This window comes from Pseudomonas sp. GP01-A4, from assembly GCF_058780865.1.
The window spans coordinates 1-15290 of record NZ_JBYSWF010000048.1 but is presented as its reverse complement, the minus strand read 5'-3'; the positions used below and the strand labels follow the sequence as shown (position 1 = coordinate 15290).

15 protein-coding genes and 1 pseudogene are annotated in these 15290 nt (G+C 60.8%); 10 read left to right on the top strand and 6 right to left on the bottom strand.

Going from position 1 to position 15290, the window contains the following annotated elements; all coding sequences use genetic code 11:
• The gene (locus tag AC3WKX_RS23590; protein WP_102650689.1) at positions 1 to 195 is read left to right on the top strand and encodes a hypothetical protein; all 195 of its coding nucleotides are present in this window, start codon (positions 1 to 3) and stop codon (positions 193 to 195) included.
• Between the two features lie 168 nt (positions 196 to 363).
• Complete coding sequence (locus tag AC3WKX_RS23585; RefSeq protein ID WP_102604443.1) at positions 364 to 717, top strand: DUF1493 family protein; 354 nt, start codon at positions 364 to 366, stop codon at positions 715 to 717.
• Here AC3WKX_RS23585 and AC3WKX_RS23580 read toward each other — a convergent pair.
• Positions 695 to 817: pseudogene (locus AC3WKX_RS23580) on the bottom strand (outer membrane lipoprotein carrier protein LolA); the annotation flags it as partial. The gene AC3WKX_RS23585 and the pseudogene AC3WKX_RS23580 sit on opposite strands and share 23 nt — an antisense overlap.
• A gap of 21 nt (positions 818 to 838) precedes the next feature.
• On the opposite strand from AC3WKX_RS23580, the gene AC3WKX_RS23575 reads away from it, so the two are divergent.
• Positions 839 to 1690: an EamA family transporter gene (locus AC3WKX_RS23575; protein WP_087692724.1), complete on the top strand. Its 852-nt coding sequence runs from the start codon at positions 839 to 841 to the stop codon at positions 1688 to 1690.
• A gap of 57 nt (positions 1691 to 1747) precedes the next feature.
• Here the strand turns inward: AC3WKX_RS23575 and AC3WKX_RS23570 are convergent, their stop codons facing one another.
• Positions 1748 to 3289: a phosphoenolpyruvate carboxykinase gene (locus tag AC3WKX_RS23570; protein ID WP_003213191.1), complete on the bottom strand. Its 1542-nt coding sequence runs from the start codon at positions 3287 to 3289 to the stop codon at positions 1748 to 1750.
• A 179-nt stretch (positions 3290 to 3468) separates the two neighbouring features.
• Positions 3469 to 4371, bottom strand: a complete 903-nt coding sequence (hslO, locus tag AC3WKX_RS23565; protein WP_003213189.1) for an Hsp33 family molecular chaperone HslO — start codon at positions 4369 to 4371, stop codon at positions 3469 to 3471.
• 125 nt (positions 4372 to 4496) lie between these two features.
• Here hslO and AC3WKX_RS23560 point away from each other — a divergent pair, with 125 nt between their 5' ends.
• Positions 4497 to 5297 (top strand): phosphatase PAP2 family protein, encoded by an 801-nt coding sequence (locus AC3WKX_RS23560; protein ID WP_102604442.1) that lies wholly within the window; start codon positions 4497 to 4499, stop codon positions 5295 to 5297.
• A 42-nt stretch (positions 5298 to 5339) separates the two neighbouring features.
• On the opposite strand, the gene AC3WKX_RS23555 is transcribed toward AC3WKX_RS23560, so the two are convergent.
• Positions 5340 to 5747: an RNA-binding S4 domain-containing protein gene (locus AC3WKX_RS23555; RefSeq protein ID WP_003213184.1), complete on the bottom strand. Its 408-nt coding sequence runs from the start codon at positions 5745 to 5747 to the stop codon at positions 5340 to 5342.
• A 116-nt stretch (positions 5748 to 5863) separates the two neighbouring features.
• On the opposite strand from AC3WKX_RS23555, the gene rimA reads away from it, so the two are divergent.
• The 3 genes from rimA to rimK are packed head-to-tail and all read left to right on the top strand — an operon-like array spanning position 5864 to position 8044.
• Complete coding sequence (gene rimA / locus AC3WKX_RS23550; protein ID WP_003213183.1) at positions 5864 to 6643, top strand: S6 modification regulatory phosphodiesterase RimA; 780 nt, start codon at positions 5864 to 5866, stop codon at positions 6641 to 6643.
• A gap of 16 nt (positions 6644 to 6659) precedes the next feature.
• Positions 6660 to 7142, top strand: a complete 483-nt coding sequence (rimB, locus tag AC3WKX_RS23545; RefSeq protein WP_003213181.1) for a retropepsin-like aspartic endopeptidase RimB — start codon at positions 6660 to 6662, stop codon at positions 7140 to 7142.
• The gene (gene rimK, locus AC3WKX_RS23540) at positions 7139 to 8044 is read left to right on the top strand and encodes a 30S ribosomal protein S6--L-glutamate ligase (protein ID WP_003213178.1); all 906 of its coding nucleotides are present in this window, start codon (positions 7139 to 7141) and stop codon (positions 8042 to 8044) included. Before rimB ends, rimK begins: the two co-directional genes overlap by 4 nt.
• 124 nt (positions 8045 to 8168) lie before the next feature.
• Here the strand turns inward: rimK and AC3WKX_RS23535 are convergent, their stop codons facing one another.
• A complete protein-coding gene (locus tag AC3WKX_RS23535) occupies positions 8169 to 9482 on the bottom strand; it encodes an ATP-binding protein (protein WP_003213176.1) in 1314 nt (437 codons plus the stop codon).
• A gap of 116 nt (positions 9483 to 9598) precedes the next feature.
• Complete coding sequence (gene ompR / locus AC3WKX_RS23530) at positions 9599 to 10339, bottom strand: osmolarity response regulator transcription factor OmpR (protein ID WP_003213175.1); 741 nt, start codon at positions 10337 to 10339, stop codon at positions 9599 to 9601.
• Positions 10340 to 10696: 357 nt separating this feature from the next.
• Between ompR and AC3WKX_RS23525 the strand changes: the two genes are divergently transcribed.
• From AC3WKX_RS23525 to gshA, 3 genes are all read left to right on the top strand, one after another.
• Positions 10697 to 13021: a Tex family protein gene (locus AC3WKX_RS23525; protein WP_102367889.1), complete on the top strand. Its 2325-nt coding sequence runs from the start codon at positions 10697 to 10699 to the stop codon at positions 13019 to 13021.
• A complete protein-coding gene (locus AC3WKX_RS23520) occupies positions 13021 to 13404 on the top strand; it encodes a PaaI family thioesterase (RefSeq protein WP_003213170.1) in 384 nt (127 codons plus the stop codon). Before AC3WKX_RS23525 ends, AC3WKX_RS23520 begins: the two co-directional genes overlap by 1 nt.
• A 214-nt stretch (positions 13405 to 13618) precedes the next feature.
• Positions 13619 to 15202 carry a glutamate--cysteine ligase gene (gshA, locus tag AC3WKX_RS23515; protein ID WP_008435798.1) on the top strand — a complete coding sequence of 528 codons (1584 nt, stop codon included), beginning with the start codon at positions 13619 to 13621 and terminating at the stop codon, positions 15200 to 15202.
• Positions 15203 to 15290: the final 88 nt, after the last annotated feature.

The following is a 15290-nucleotide window of genomic DNA, read 5'->3' as shown; positions in this document are numbered from 1 at the left end:
ATGAACACTGGTGACGCGGAGCGTCACGGGATGCATTCCCACGCGGAGCGTGGGAACGATCAGTACATCACCAACGCCCTGTACCTGCTCGTCCAGGACGGTTGCGATCTACTGGAAGCCGCCCAAACCGGCATGATGCAACTCACCACCACCGACGCCGTAAAGCGAACCCCACCTGAGCAGTCGCAGAGCTAGAAATGTGGGAGCTGGCTTGCCTGCGATAGCGGTGTGTCAGAAAACACTTCTACCACTGACACACCGCCATCGCGGGCAAGCCCGGCTCCCACATTTGACCTGTTTCGTTTGAAGGATCACGGTTCGATCGATAAAGTCTGTCGCCCTGCCCACTCACGCGTAACCACCATGAACCTGGCCCCCAACTTTCCTGAAGACTTTGCCATGCAACAGCTCTTGCAACTGCTGGATGAAGAAATTGGCCTGCCTGAACATAAGACGCTGCGCCTTGAAACGGCCATCAACCTGGACCTGGGTTGCGACGGCGCCGAAGCCAATCAATTGATGGAAGCGCTGGAACAAGGCTTCGCCGTCGACCTGAACGACTACGACGCTTATCGTTACTTCCAACCTCCCGTATTCGACGTCTTCCTGAAGCACAGAGCCAAAGGTCGCGGCGACAAGCTCCCGCTGACCATCGGCATGCTTTACCTGGCTATCAAGACCCAACGCTGGGACACGCAAACCCTGGAAAACCTGTAGGAGCGAGCTTGCTCGCGAAAAACCTGAGAGCGCCGCGTTCCCCCTGAAAGCCCGCATTATCGTTAACGACCTTCGCGAGCAAGCTCGCGCCTACAACCAAGGACCTTACATGGACGTACTAATGGGCCTGCTGGCCGCCCTGCTCTGGGGCGGCACGGACTTCCTCGTGGGCCTCAACGCCCGAGCTGTCGGCGTCAAACGCGCGGTGTACTTCGGCCAGGCGCTGGGCTTCCTGATCATGACCCTGCTGCTGGTCATATTCCCGGCTTTCCTCGTCAAATCCCTCGCGGCGCCTTTGAGTGTGTGGCTCCTGGGAGCCGCAGCAGCCCTGCTGACCGTCTCCGGCGCCCTTGCGCTGTCCAAGGCCTTCTCGCTGGGCAAAGCGGCCATTGTCGCGCCGCTGGTGACGTCCTACGGTGTCGTGACTACTTTGCTGTCATGGGCCAGCGGCGAACACATCAGCCTGATCCAACTCGGCTGCATCGCTCTCTGCGTAATTGGCGTGATCCTGTCCAGCATTCACAAGGACAATGGCGTCCCTCACAACAGTTCCAGCCGCTCAATCGCCTACGCGATGCTCGCAGCGTTGCTCTACGGCACAAGCTTTTGGGTGCAGGGCCGCTACACCCTGCCGACGCTTGGCCCGGTCACGATGCTTTGGCTTGGGTATTTGGTTGGCCTGTGCGTCCTGGTGTTGATGGTGCTTAAGATCAAAGACGGCCTGAAAATCCCACCGCTGAAAAACTGCGCAACGCTGACCAGCGCGAGCCTGATGAACCTGGGTGGGTTCTCGGCGTTCTCGTGGGGCGCAATGGCGGGGTCGGTTTCCGTGGTGACGGTGATCAGCACCCTGTCCGGTGGGATCGCCGCGATTCTGGGGTTTGTGTTTTTCAAGGAGCGGCTGTCAGCGGTGCAAGTGACCGGTGTGGTGCTGGTGTTAGTGGGAGCCGTGGTTCTGCACCTCGTCGACTGATCCTTCGCCCACAAAAAAGCCGCCCACTAGGGGCGGCTTTTTCACAACGGCCGAATCTTACAACTTCGGACCCGCAGCCTTGATCGCATCGCTCACTTCAAACTTCTTGAAGTTCTCGATGAATAGACCCGCCAGCGCTTTCGCCGCTTCATCGTAGGCAGCCTTGTCAGCCCAAGTGTTACGTGGGTTCAACAGGCCAGTCTCGACGCCCGGTACAGCCAATGGCACGTCCAGGTTGATGGTGTCCAGGTGCTCGGTCTCGGCACCAATCAACGCACCGCTCTGGATCGCTGCAATCACGCCACGGGTGGTCGGGATGTTGAAGCGCTTGCCAACGCCGTAGCCGCCGCCGGTCCAGCCGGTGTTGACCAGGTAGACCTTGGAGCCGAAGCCACGCACGCGCTTGATCAGCAGTTCTGCGTATTCACCAGCCGGGCGTGGGAAGAATGGCGCGCCGAAGCAGGTGGAGAAGGTCGACTTGATGCCGCCGCCCGAACCCATTTCGGTCGAGCCCACCAGAGCGGTGTAGCCGGACAGGAAGTGGTAGGCCGCTTGTTCTTCGCTGAGGATCGACACGGGCGGCAGTACGCCGGTCAGATCGCAGGTCAGGAAGATCACAGCGTTTGGCTCGCCACCGAGGTTTTTCTCGGAGCGCTTGGCCACGTGCTCCAGCGGGTAGGCGGCGCGGCTATTCTGGGTCAGGCTGACGTTGGTGTAGTCGGCGTGCTTGGCATCGTCGATCACCACGTTTTCGAGCACGGTGCCGTGCTTGATGGCTTTCCAGATAACCGGCTCGTTCTTCTCGGACAGGTCGATGCACTTGGCATAGCAACCGCCTTCGATGTTGAACACCACACCTTCGCCCCAGCCGTGTTCGTCGTCGCCGATCAGGTAGCGGCTTTCGTCGGCGGACAGGGTGGTTTTACCGGTGCCCGACAGACCGAAGAACAGGGTCACGTCGCCGGCTTCGCCGATGTTGGCAGCGCAGTGCATCGGCAGCACGTCTGAGGCCGGCAGCAGGAAGTTCTGCACCGAGAACATGGCTTTTTTCATTTCACCGGCGTAACGCATGCCGGCGATCAGGACTTTTTTCTGGGCGAAGTTGAGGATCACGCAACCGTCGGAGTTGGTGCCGTCACGCTCTGGCACGCATTCGAAGTTGGCCACGTTGAGCACTTGCCACTCTTCACGACCGGCCGGGTTGTACTGGGCCGGGTTGATGAACAGGCAACGACCGAACAGGTTCTGCCAGGCAGTCTGGGTGGTCATTTTCACGGCCAGGTAGTGGTCTTCTGCAGCCCCTACGTGAACGTGGGAAACGAAATGCTCTTGCGCGTTGTTGAATGCCTCGACGCGAGCCCACAGGGCATCGAACTTGTCGGCCGGGAACTTGCGGTTGATCGGGCCCCAGGCAATGGCAGCCTGGGTGGAAGGCTCTTCAACGATGAAGCGGTCGACTGGCGAACGGCCGGTACGGTGACCGGTTTCTACGACCAGCGCACCGGTATCGGCAAGCACGCCTTCACCGCGCTGCAGGGCTTCTTTGACCAGATCGTCAACACTCAGATCGGTGTATACGGCGTTATTGGCTTGCGTCATGAGGTTCCCCGTCGGCCAGTGGCCGAGTGCTCCAAACGTTTTGTAGTAGAAAGTTGCGCACTACTACCGCGAAAAAAGTGGGCCGGATTATGCCAGAAAAGCCCAAAAAGAGTAGGGCCCTCCGGTCAGAACGGCGGAAATCCGGCGTTTGTCAGGTGATTTACCTGTGCTTAAACGTTTTAGTGGCGGGTGCCTGAAGGGGTATCTACGCCCGCGCCGGCGAATAATTGAGCAATATCGGCGGCGTCGAACAGGTAGCGCTGGTTACAGAACTGGCAGTCGATCTCGATGTTGCCACCGTGTTCCACCACCAGGTCCTGCGCATCTTCCAGGCCCAGGCTGACCAGGGCCGTGGCCGAGCGCTCGCGGGAGCAGCTGCAGTGGAAGCGCAGGGACTGCACGTCGAACAGGCGCACGGCCTCTTCGTGGTAGAGGCGGTGCAGGATGGTTTCGTTATCCAGGCCCAGCAACTCTTCGGCTTTCAGGGTGCCGGCCAGGGCGGTGATGTGGGCCCAGCTGTCGGCGCGGTCTTCTTCGTCCTTGATGCGGTCGGCCGGCAGTTGTTGCAGCAGCAGGCCACGGGCGCGCTTGCCGTCGGCGTTGAGCCAGAAGCGGGTGCCCACTTGCTGGGACATCACGAAATAATTGGTGAAGCAGTCGGACAGGGTTTCGCCGTCGAGGTCGACGATGCCCTGGTAACGCTGGCCTACCGTCGGATCGACGGTCAGGGCCAGCACGCCGTCTGGCATCAGGTCAGCCAGGGTCGCATCGGGGGCGATGCGGTCCGCGTCGTAGCGGGCCAGCCCACGGATTTCGCGCTCGCTGGAGCATTCGATCATCAGCAGCGGGATCGGGCCTTCGGAACGGGCCTGCAGGATCAGCAAGCCATCGAACTTCAGGGTGCCCACCAGCAGCGAGGCAGCCGCCATCAGTTCGCCGAGCAATTGCGCGACCGGCTCCGGATAGGGGTGCTTGGCGAGGACTTCGGCATAGCTGCGCTCCAGGGCGACCAGTTCGCCGCGGGCGTCGCTGTCGTCGAAGATGAAGCGTTGGGTGAAGTCGGTATCCGGTAGATCAGTCATAGGTCTGGGTATCTGAATTGATGACAAAAAGATGACAAGGTTTATAGAATTACACGCTTTAGCACCGTTTTGGTGCGGCCTTCTGTGGGAAAACGAAGCGCTTTAAAGCAAAGAGGAAACAGTTTATGAACAATCCGGGTTTGTTCCAAGCCAGGTGGGACCTCGGGCGATTGGCCCTGTGCAATTTACTCGCTGTGGGGCTGTTGTGTTTCTGGCTCTGGCCGGCGGGCCAGGCGCTCTGCACGGTTTTCGACGAGTGGCTGTTTCATCTGCTCAATGACCCGCTGGCAAGCAGCTCGGCGTGGCTGCATGTGTGGGCGGTGGCCAGTTTGCGGCCGTTTGACGCGGTGGTCGGGGTGATTCTGCTGACGCTGTTGGTCCGTGGCGACTGGGTGTTCAAGGCGATTGAAGTGCGCCAGGCGTTTTTCGGCTTCCTGGGCATTCTGCTGCTGTTGCTGTTTATCCGCATGCTGTTTTCCAAGCTGGCGGCGCAAATGGGCTGGCAACACCATAGCCCGTCGATGGTGATCAGCGGCGCGATTCAGATGAGCGACTATTTCCCAGGCCTGGAGAAGACATGGGAGTTGAAGGACCGCTCCAGCCAGAGCTTCCCGGGGGATCATGCATCGGTATTGTTGATCTGGGGGATGTTCATGACCGTGTTTGCCAAGCGGATCGGGCAGGTGCTGGTGATCTGGGGCTTGGCGCTGCTGTTCATGATGCCGCGGCTGGTAGCCGGTGCGCATTGGGGGCAGGACGATTATATCGGTGGGGTGTTGCTGGCGCTGTTGGCGTTGGGCTGGGGTTACTACACGCCCTTTGCAGCGAAGGTTTCGCGGGGGCTGGTGCGAGTGACGAGCCCGGTGTTTGAGTTGTTTCGGCGAGTACCGCTGGTTAAGCGCTTGAGCGTGATTCGCAGCGTTTGAGTTGAAATAGCAGGAGCCGACCTGGCTCCTGCGGTCTGCCGATTAATCATCATTGCCACTGCCGCGAAACTTGAACAGGTCGCGCCGCTGTTTCTTGCTTGGCTTGCCGTCGGTGGTCATGCCCAGGGACCCCGCCTTGCGCATGGCCGCCGCGTTTTCGCGCTTGGCGATGCTGGCTTCGGTCTCGGTATACAACGCCTGCGCCTCGGGAGCGCCCCTTCGCACAATTGAAAGCGCCTGGACCACGACGGTTCGTTCATCAAACCCGGCACGGATCTGAAACTCATCGCCGATGCGTGGCTCCTTGCCGGGCTTGCAACGCTCGCCGCGCCAATGCACCTTGCCACTCTCGATCGCCGCCTTGGCCAAGGCACGGGTCTTGAAGAAACGCGCCGCCCACAACCACTTGTCCAAACGGACTTTTTCTTCCTCTTCCTGCTTCTGAGCCACTTGAATTCCTCGCTCTGAAAAATGTCGCAACTTTACCGTTGAAACCCTTCAACGCATAAACCCTTGAGCTCACCTAAGATACGCCAGGTAGCATCCTGTTTTCGCGAGGTTAACGTGTGACCGACTTTCCCATTTCACTGACCTCGCCCAAACAAGCCTGTGCGGGCTGCCAGCAAAGTGAGCCGCTGGGCTTTGAGTTCGCCTTTGCGTATCAGCCTATCGTGGACCTGCGTGACCAGTCGGTCTTTGCCCATGAAGCCTTGGTGCGCGGCGTCAACGGTGAGGGCGCGTTGACGGTGCTGGATCAGGTCAACGACAGCAATCGCTACCGTTTCGACCAGCAATGCCGCACCCGCGCGATCGCCACCGCTTCGACACTCAACATGCAGACGCACCTTTCAATCAACTTCATGCCCAACGCGGTCTATCGACCAGAACTGTGCATCCGCAGCACCCTGGAGGCGGCCCGGGCGCATAATTTTCCGTTGGATCGGCTGATTTTCGAGACCCTGGAAAGCGAGCATGTAGATAACTATCGCCATTTGACGAATATTCTGCGTGAATACCGCGAATTCGGCTTCAAGACCGCCATCGACGATTTCGGGGCGGGCTATTCGGGGCTGAATCTGCTGGCCGATTTCCAACCTGACCTGATCAAACTCGACATGGCGCTGATCCGCGATGTCGACCGTGATCGTGTCCGTCAGGTGATCGTCCGGGGGATTGTCACAATCTGTGAGCAGTTGGGCGTTACTGTCATCGCCGAGGGCATCGAAAGCGCCGGCGAGCGGGACTTTCTCGCCGACTGTGGAATATTTCTGATGCAGGGCTACTGGTTCGCCAAGCCTGCATTCAAAGCCCTGGCCGAGGTATCACCCGCCGCCTGGGCGAATTAATTGCCGGTTATTCATATTGAAGACATTTGACCATTTGACCGTTGTGGGTCTGCGTGAGTGGGTGGCACTTCCCGACTTGGGAGTGGCAGGCCTGCGCGCCAAGATCGACACCGGCGCCAGTACCTCAAGCCTGCATGCCACCGAGATCGAGCCATTTGAGCGCGACGGTGCAAAGTGGGTGCGCTTCACCGCGCACCTGGGCAGCGTGGTGCAACTGCGTCACCGGCGCTGCGAAGCACCGCTGGTGGCGATGAAAACCATTAAAAGCTCCAACGGCCAGGCCCAGGTGCGGTATGTGATCAGCACCACCCTGGCCCTGGGCGATCGGGTATGGCGGGTGGAATTCACCCTCGCCTGCCGCAAGGCCATGCGTTACCGCCTGTTGCTGGGCTCCAAGGCCCTGATTGACGGCCAACTGGTGGTCAGTCCCGGCGTCAAATACGTTCAAGACAAGCCGGTGTTCCCGGTCTCTACTACCTCTGCCACAGGTGCTGCATGAAGATCGCTGTGCTGTCGCGTAACCCGCGTCTGTATTCCACCCGTCGCCTGGTCGAGGCCGGCACCGAACGTGGCCATGAGATGGTGGTGATCGATACGTTGCGCGCCTATATGAACATTGCCAGTCATAAGCCGCAGATCCACTACCGGGGCAAACCGCTGGAAGGCTTCGATGCGGTGATCCCGCGTATCGGTGCTTCCGTGACGTTCTATGGCTGCGCGGTACTGCGCCAGTTTGAAATGATGGGGGTGTCTCCCCTCAATGAATCGGTGGCTATCGCCCGTTCGCGGGACAAGCTGCGCTCGCTGCAGTTGCTGTCGCGCCGTGGCATTGGCTTGCCGGTCACCGGCTTTGCGCACTCCCCGGATGACATTCCCGACCTGATCGAGATGGTCAACGGCGCGCCGCTGGTGATCAAGGTGCTGGAAGGGACCCAGGGCATCGGCGTGGTGCTGTGTGAAACCGCGACTGCGGCCGAGTCGGTGATCGAGGCGTTCATGGGCCTCAAACAGAACATCATGGTGCAGGAGTACATCAAGGAAGCCGGCGGTGCGGATATCCGCTGCTTCGTGGTGGGCGACAAGGTGATTGCCGCGATGAAGCGCCAGGCCAAGCCGGGTGAGTTTCGGTCCAACCTGCACCGTGGCGGCAGTGCCAGCCTGATCAAGATCACCCCGGAAGAACGCATGACCGCACTGCGGGCAGCCAAGGTCATGGGGTTGAGCGTGGCGGGTGTGGATATATTGCGCTCCAACCACGGGCCGCTGGTGATGGAGGTGAACTCGTCACCGGGCCTGGAAGGAATTGAGACCACCACCGGCAAGGATGTGGCGGGGATCATCATTCAGCATCTGGAGAAGAGTGGTGGGCCGAATATGACCAGGACCAAAGGCAAAGGTTGAGGACACCCAACCTGTAAAGCACCGCAAAACCAGTGTGGGAGCGGGCTTGCTCGCGAAGGCGGTGGATCAGTCGACATTTCTATGGACTGACCCACCGCCTTCGCGAGCAAGCCCGCTCCCACATTTAGACCGCGTCCCTGGGCAACATCAGCCCCAACGGCAAGCGCACTCGCGCTTCCAGGCCGCCATCCGGCCGGTTGCGCAATTCGACATTGCCGCCATGCATCGAAGCAATCCGCCGCACAATCGCCAGCCCCAGGCCCGTGCCTTTGCCACCCCGGGCACGGTCGCCGCGGGTGAACGGGTTGAAGATACCTTCCAGTTCCGCCGGATCGATGCCGGCACCACGGTCCATGACACTCAGCACCACGTAAGGCGCACTGGTATCCCCGGAAACGTAGGCTGCTACTTCCACATCGGAACCAGCGTGATGCAGCGCGTTACCAATCAGGTTATTCAGCAGGCGCTTCATCGAAACCCGACGCAACGCGAACGGCTGGATCGGTTCCAGGCGCATCCGCACCTGTTCGCCATTCTGGTTGTAGGGCGCAACCACCTCGCGAACCAGGTCCGTCAGGTCGACCTCTTCCACCACCTCGTCCCGGCCATCGCGGATAAACGCCAGGAACTGGTCGAGAATCGCGTCCATGTCCTCGATGTCTCGAACCATGTCGTCGGTAAGGTCGGTGTGGTTACCCATCAGTTCCAGGGAAAGCCGCAGACGCGTCAGCGGCGTGCGCAGGTCATGGGACACTCCCGCCAGCATCAGCTCGCGCTCGCGCCCCGCCTGTTCGACATCCTCGGCCATCTGGTTGAACGCGCTGTACACCTCGGTCATTTCACTCGGCGTATCGCTGATGGGCAGGCGCACACTGCGGCCCTGGCCCAGCTGGCGTGCCGCAAACACCAGGCGTTTGAGCGGCTGGTTGAGCTGGCGCACGAAAATCCAGGCAGACGCGGTGGAAAGCAAGCCAATCGCCAGGAACCAGCCCAGCACGTTCCAGATCTTCTGCCCCCGCAAGGGATGCGGATACAGCGGCACTTTCAGCCAGTCCTCCCCCAGGCTCGGCGCTCGCACCCACAGCGCCGGCGACACATGCATGCGCAGCCGCACCTCGGTGTCTTCACCCAGTTCGGCCTGCATCTGGCGCTGGTAGATTTCGCTGTAGGGCCAATGTTGCTCGCCCTCGGGCACGCCCGCGCCCGCGACCCGGACCAGGGTAGCGGCCTTGGCGATCTTCTCGCGGTTCTCGGGGTCTGCGGCCCAGTAGGCGCGCAAGGTCAGCGCGACACCGTGGCTGTACTGCCGGTCCACCAGCACGTCTTCGTTCATCAACAGATAAACCAGTGTCAGGGCCTTGGAAAACAGTACGACGATGAGCACCAGCCAAAGGGTGCGTGAGAAGAAACTCTGCGGGAACCACAACGGGGTTTTCATAAAAGACAGCTGGACACCTTGCAGGAGCGAGCCAAGCTCGCAGAATTGCAAACGCCGGGCAACCGGCTGACTCTTATCGAGTCATCACCGGCACGCCCGCCTCTGCAAATCATCGGTCACTTGGTTGCAGTGCCATCCGGCACAAACACGTAACCCACACCCCACACCGTCTGGATATAACGCGGCTTGGATGGATCGGGCTCGATCATCCGGCGCAGACGGGAGATCTGTACGTCGATGGAGCGCTCGAGGGCGTCCCACTCACGGCCACGGGCCAGGTTCATCAGCTTGTCGCGGGTCAGCGGCTGGCGAGCGTTCATCACCAGTGCCTTGAGCACGGCGAATTCGCCGGTGGTCAGCATGTGCACTTCATCGCCACGCTTGAGCTCACGGGTGGCCAGCGACAACTCGTAGTCGCCGAAGGTCACGCTTTCGTCTTCGCTGCCTGGAGCGCCCGGTACCGGGGCGGCCTGGCGACGCAGTACGGCCTTGACCCGTGCCATCAGCTCGTCCGGGTTGAACGGCTTGGCCAGGTAATCGTCGGCGCCCAGTTCCAGGCCCTTGATGCGGCTCAGCTCATCGCCCTTGGCGGTCAGCATGATGATCGGGATCTGATTGTTGGCGCCGCGCAGGCGTTTGCAGGCGGTCAGGCCGTCTTCGCCGGGCAGCATCAGGTCCAGCACCACCAGGTTGAAGACTTCACGTCCCAACAGGCGGTCCATCTGTTCGGTGTTTGGCACCGCGCGGGCACGGTAGCCCTTGGAGTTGAAGAAACGCTCCAGCAGGCTGCTCAGCCCCGGATCGTCATCAACGATGAGAATTTTTTCGCCTTCAGCAGTTTGTGCAGTGCTGCTCATTAGATGCTCCTCTTATCTCGGCGCGCATTATGGCGTAGCTGCCGTTATACGCACCGTGTGCATTGTTAGCAGATTTTTCCTCTACCGCCAGCGAACCCGCGCCCTACAACCTTGGCGGCAATCCCCCCAAGGGCAGAACGCTGGTTATAATGCGGCGCCTTTGTGCAGGGCAACGTCAGTTCGTTACCGTTTACTGCCAGGGGATTTTTTTCACCCGCTTGTAGTGATTTTTTCGATTTCGAGGGTCAATAGGCTGCCTCTTGACCCAGGCAGCGGCGCCAGACGGGCCGCTCAACCAGCCTCGCGAGCCTTGTTTTCCGGGCCTGCGAGCCTGCTTTCAGAATTTCAGGTGGTTTTATGGACAGCATCAACAGCCGCATCGCCGAGGAACTCGGCGTACGCCCACAACAGGTCGAAGCGGCCGTCGCTCTACTGGATGAAGGCTCCACAGTGCCCTTCATCGCCCGTTACCGTAAAGAAGTCACCGGCAGCCTCGATGATATCCAGTTGCGGCATCTGGAAGAGCGCCTGCGCTACCTGCGAGAACTCGACGAACGGCGTATCAGCATCCTCGCCAGCATCGAAGAGCAAGGCAAGCTGACCCCGCAGCTGGAACGCGACATCAAGCTCGCCGACACCAAGACCCGCCTCGAAGACTTGTACCTGCCGTACAAGCAGAAGCGCCGCACCAAGGGCCAGATCGCCCTGGAAGCCGGCCTCGGCGAGCTGGCCGACGGCCTGTTCAACGACCCGTCCCTGGCCCCGGAAACCGAAGCGGCACGCTTTGTCGATGCCGAAAAAGGCGTCGCCGATGTCAAGGCCGCCCTCGAAGGCGCCAAGTACATCCTCATGGAGCGCTTCGCCGAAGACGCCAACCTGCTGGAAAAACTGCGCAACTACCTGAAGCAGGAAGCCACCCTCAGTGCCCGCGTAATCGCCGGCAAGGAAGAGGAAGGCGCCAAGTTCCGCGATTACTTCGAACACGACGAGCCGCTGAAAAGCATGCCGTCCCACCGTGCACTGGCGATTTTCCGCGGCCGCAACGAAGGCATCCTGAGCTCCGCGCTGAAAGTCGGCGACGAGCTGCCAGGCACCATGCACCCGTGCGAAGGCATGATCGGTCAACAGTTCGGCATCCAGAATCAGAATCGTCCTGCGGACAAGTGGCTCAGTGAGGTCGTGCGCTGGACCTGGAAGGTCAAGCTCTACACCCACCTCGAAACCGACCTGCTGGGCGAGTTGCGCGACGGCGCCGAAACCGAAGCCATCAGCGTATTCGCCCACAACCTGCACGACCTGCTGCTGGCCGCACCCGCCGGCCCACGCGCAACCCTGGGCCTCGACCCGGGCCTGCGCACCGGCTGCAAGGTTGCCGTGGTCGACGCCACCGGCAAGCTGCTGGATCACGCCACGGTTTACCCCCACGTGCCGCACAACAAGTGGGACCAGACCATCGCCATCCTGGCCGCCCTGTGCGCCAAGCACTCGGTGGACCTGATTGCCATCGGCAACGGCACCGCCAGCCGTGAAACCGACAAGCTGGCCGCCGAGCTGATCAAAAAATACCCAGGCATGCAGATGACCAAGGTGATGGTCTCCGAGGCCGGCGCTTCGGTGTACTCCGCGTCTGAACTGGCTTCCAAGGAATTCCCGGACCTCGACGTGTCGATCCGTGGCGCAGTGTCCATTGCTCGCCGCCTGCAGGACCCACTGGCCGAGCTGGTGAAGATCGACCCGAAATCCATCGGCGTCGGCCAGTACCAGCACGACGTGTCGCAGCTGAAACTGGCTCGCGGCCTGGACGCCGTGGTTGAAGACTGCGTGAACGCCGTGGGCGTGGACGTAAACACCGCTTCGGTTGCGCTGCTGGCCCGCATCTCCGGCCTCAACGCCACCCTGGCGCAGAACATCGTGACCCACCGCGACGAAAACGGTGCGTTCAAGACCCGTGCAGCGCTGAAAAAAGTCGCACGCCTTGGCGAAAAAACCTTCGAGCAAGCCGCCGGCTTCCTGCGCGTCATGAACGGTGACAACCCGCTGGATTCCTCGGCTGTCCACCCGGAAGCCTACCCGCTGGTACAACGCATTGCCGCTGAAACCGACCGCGACATCCGCTCGCTGATCGGCGACGCCGCCTTCCTCAAGCGCCTCGACCCGAAGAAGTACACCGACGAAACCTTCGGCGTGCCGACCATCACCGACATCCTGCAAGAGCTGGAAAAACCTGGCCGCGACCCGCGTCCCGAGTTCAAGACCGCCGAATTCCAGGAAGGCGTCGAAGACCTCAAGGACCTGCAACTGGGGATGATCCTCGAAGGCGTGGTGACCAACGTGACCAACTTCGGCGCGTTTGTGGATATCGGCGTGCATCAGGACGGTTTGGTGCACATCTCTGCGCTTTCGGAGAAGTTCATCAAGGACCCGCGTGAAGCGGTGAAAGCCGGTGATGTGGTCAAGGTCAAGGTCATGGAAGTCGACATCCCGCGCAAACGCGTCGGCCTGTCGATGCGCATGAGCGACACCCCGGGCGAGAAAATCGACGGTGCCCGCGGCGCACGCCCGGGCTCGGCGCCACGCCAGTCCCAAGGCGCCGCCCCCCGCAAGGAAACCGCTGCGCCAGCCCCGGCCAACAACGCCATGGCTTCGCTGTTCGCCAACGCCAAACAACTGAAGAAACGTTAATGGAACTGCCAGCCGGCTTGACCCACAGCGCGTTCAGCGAACTCATTGGCTGCCGCCTGCAGCGCCTGGAAACCGGTGTTGCCGAGGTGGCCTTGACCCTGGAACCGCAGTTGCGCAACCGCGCTGGCAAGCTCCATGGCGGGGCGATCTTCAGCCTGGTGGACATTGCCATGGGGCTGGCGTGTTCCAGCTCCCATGGTTTCGACCAGCAGAGCGCGACCATCGAATGCAAGATCAACTACATCCGCGCCGTTTCCGACGGCGATGTGCTGTGCACCGCCCGGGTGATTCACCCGGGCCGGCGCACGCTGGTGGTCGAGGCGGACGTGTACCAGGACGAAAAACTGGTCGCAAAAGCACAAGGCACCTTCGCTGTCCTATAGCTCCCTGTCATCGATTTGAGTTAATTTCGGCGCTTCGAAAGTTGCGCCGAACTTTTCCTCGTGCGCGATAGCCAGATTCAGGGACGAGGGCGGCTCTTTCAGAGTGGGTCAATCCGGCTCAAAAACCAGGCGATAACGCCAGTTTCCACTTCACCCTTGTAGACCGTCCTGACCACCCCCATATTGGGGCGACTGACGCGTGAAGGAATCCAACTTGAGCGAACTTCTCAACCGCCGCCTGGCCCTGCTCGGCAAGCACGAACACCTCTCTTTGCTCGAGCAATGCCTGCACGGCATCGAGCGCGAATGCCTGCGCGTCACCGGTGAAGGCCGACTGGCACAAACGCCGCATCCCGAGGCCCTGGGCGCTGCACTGACCCACGAACAGATCACCACCGACTATTCCGAGTCGCTGCTTGAGTTCATCACGCCGGCGTTGCCCAACCCGGCCGATACCCTGAGCAGCCTCGACAAGATCCACCGTTTTGCCTACAGCAAGCTCGGCAGCGAGTACCTGTGGAGTCCATCGATGCCGTGCCCGTTGCCGGCCGAGGAAGATATTCCGATTGCCTACTACGGCACCTCCAACATCGGACAGCTCAAGTACGTGTATCGCAAGGGCCTGGCCCTGCGGTACGGCAAGACCATGCAGTGCATCGCCGGGATCCACTACAACTTTTCCCTGCCGGAAGACCTCTGGCCGTTGCTCAAGGAAGCCGAAGGCTTTGTGGGCACCGACCGGGATTACCAGTCCACGGCCTATATCGCGCTGATCCGTAACTTCCGCCGCTACAGCTGGCTGCTGATGTACCTGTTCGGCGCCTCGCCGGCCCTGGACGCGGGTTTCCTGCGCGGTCGTTCGCACCAGCTCGAAGTGCTGGACGCCGACACCCTGTACCTGCCGTACGCCACCAGCCTGCGCATGAGCGACCTGGGTTACCAGAGCAACGCCCAGGCCGGCCTGACGCCGTGCTACAACGACCTGGCGAGCTACACCGACAGCCTGCGCGAAGCTGTGGCAACACCCTACGCACCGTACGTCGAAGTCGGCACTCATAAGGACGGTGAGTGGGTTCAGCTCAACACCAACATCCTGCAGATCGAAAACGAGTACTACTCCAACATCCGGCCCAAGCGCGTGACCTACACCGGCGAACGGCCGATCCAGGCGCTGATGGCCCGTGGCATCCAGTACATTGAAGTGCGCTGCCTGGACATCAACCCGTTCCTGCCGATGGGCATCGACTTGCAAGAGTCGCGCTTCCTCGATGCGTTCCTGCTGTATTGCGCGCTGAATGACAGCCCGCTGTTCGCCGACAATGAGTGCGGCAACGCCACCTCCAACTTCCTCAGCGTGGTCAAGGAAGGCCGCCGTCCGGGCCTGCAATTGCAGCGCCGTGGCGAATCGGTGGACATGAAGGAATGGGCGGCAGAGCTGCTGGAGCAGATTGCTCCGCTGGCGGCGATGCTGGACCAGAGCCAGGGCATCAATGAACACAGCCAGGCGCTGGACGCGCAGCTGGCGAAGGTCAAGGATTCGTCCCTGACCCCGTCGGCCCAGGTGCTGGCGGCGATGAGCGAGCGTAAAGAGAGCTTTGCGCAGTTCTCGCTGCATCAGAGCCAGGTGCATGCGGAGTACTTCCGCAGCGAGCCGTTGAAGGCAGAGGAACAGGCACGTTTTGAGGAGCTGGCGCGCAGTTCGCTGGCGCAGCAGGCGGAGCTTGAGCAGAACGAAGTGGGTGATTTTGACGTGTTTGTCGGGTCGTACCAGGCGAGCATCCTCGCCATCAGCAACTAAAAGCCTGACACAGACCCCTGTGGGAGCGGGCTTGCTCGCGAAAGCGTTGTATCAGTCGATGTATTCGGTGACTGATTCACCGCTTTCG

Bases quoted from the DNA above. Each gene is read 5' to 3' on its own strand.
- AC3WKX_RS23590 (WP_102650689.1), top strand. From the start codon at position 1: ATGAACACTGGTGACGCGGAGCGTCACGGGATGCATTCCCACGCGGAG.
- AC3WKX_RS23560 (WP_102604442.1), top strand. From the start codon at position 4,497: ATGAACAATCCGGGTTTGTTCCAAGCCAGGTGGGACCTCGGGCGATTG.
- ompR (WP_003213175.1), bottom strand. From the start codon at position 10,339: ATGAGCAGCACTGCACAAACTGCTGAAGGCGAAAAAATTCTCATCGTT.
- AC3WKX_RS23525 (WP_102367889.1), top strand. From the start codon at position 10,697: ATGGACAGCATCAACAGCCGCATCGCCGAGGAACTCGGCGTACGCCCA.
- AC3WKX_RS23575 (WP_087692724.1), top strand. From the start codon at position 839: ATGGGCCTGCTGGCCGCCCTGCTCTGGGGCGGCACGGACTTCCTCGTG.
- AC3WKX_RS23585 (WP_102604443.1), top strand. From the start codon at position 364: ATGAACCTGGCCCCCAACTTTCCTGAAGACTTTGCCATGCAACAGCTC.
- AC3WKX_RS23570 (WP_003213191.1), bottom strand. From the start codon at position 3,289: ATGACGCAAGCCAATAACGCCGTATACACCGATCTGAGTGTTGACGAT.
- AC3WKX_RS23535 (WP_003213176.1), bottom strand. From the start codon at position 9,482: ATGAAAACCCCGTTGTGGTTCCCGCAGAGTTTCTTCTCACGCACCCTT.
- hslO (WP_003213189.1), bottom strand. From the start codon at position 4,371: ATGACTGATCTACCGGATACCGACTTCACCCAACGCTTCATCTTCGAC.
- AC3WKX_RS23520 (WP_003213170.1), top strand. From the start codon at position 13,021: ATGGAACTGCCAGCCGGCTTGACCCACAGCGCGTTCAGCGAACTCATT.
- rimK (WP_003213178.1), top strand. From the start codon at position 7,139: ATGAAGATCGCTGTGCTGTCGCGTAACCCGCGTCTGTATTCCACCCGT.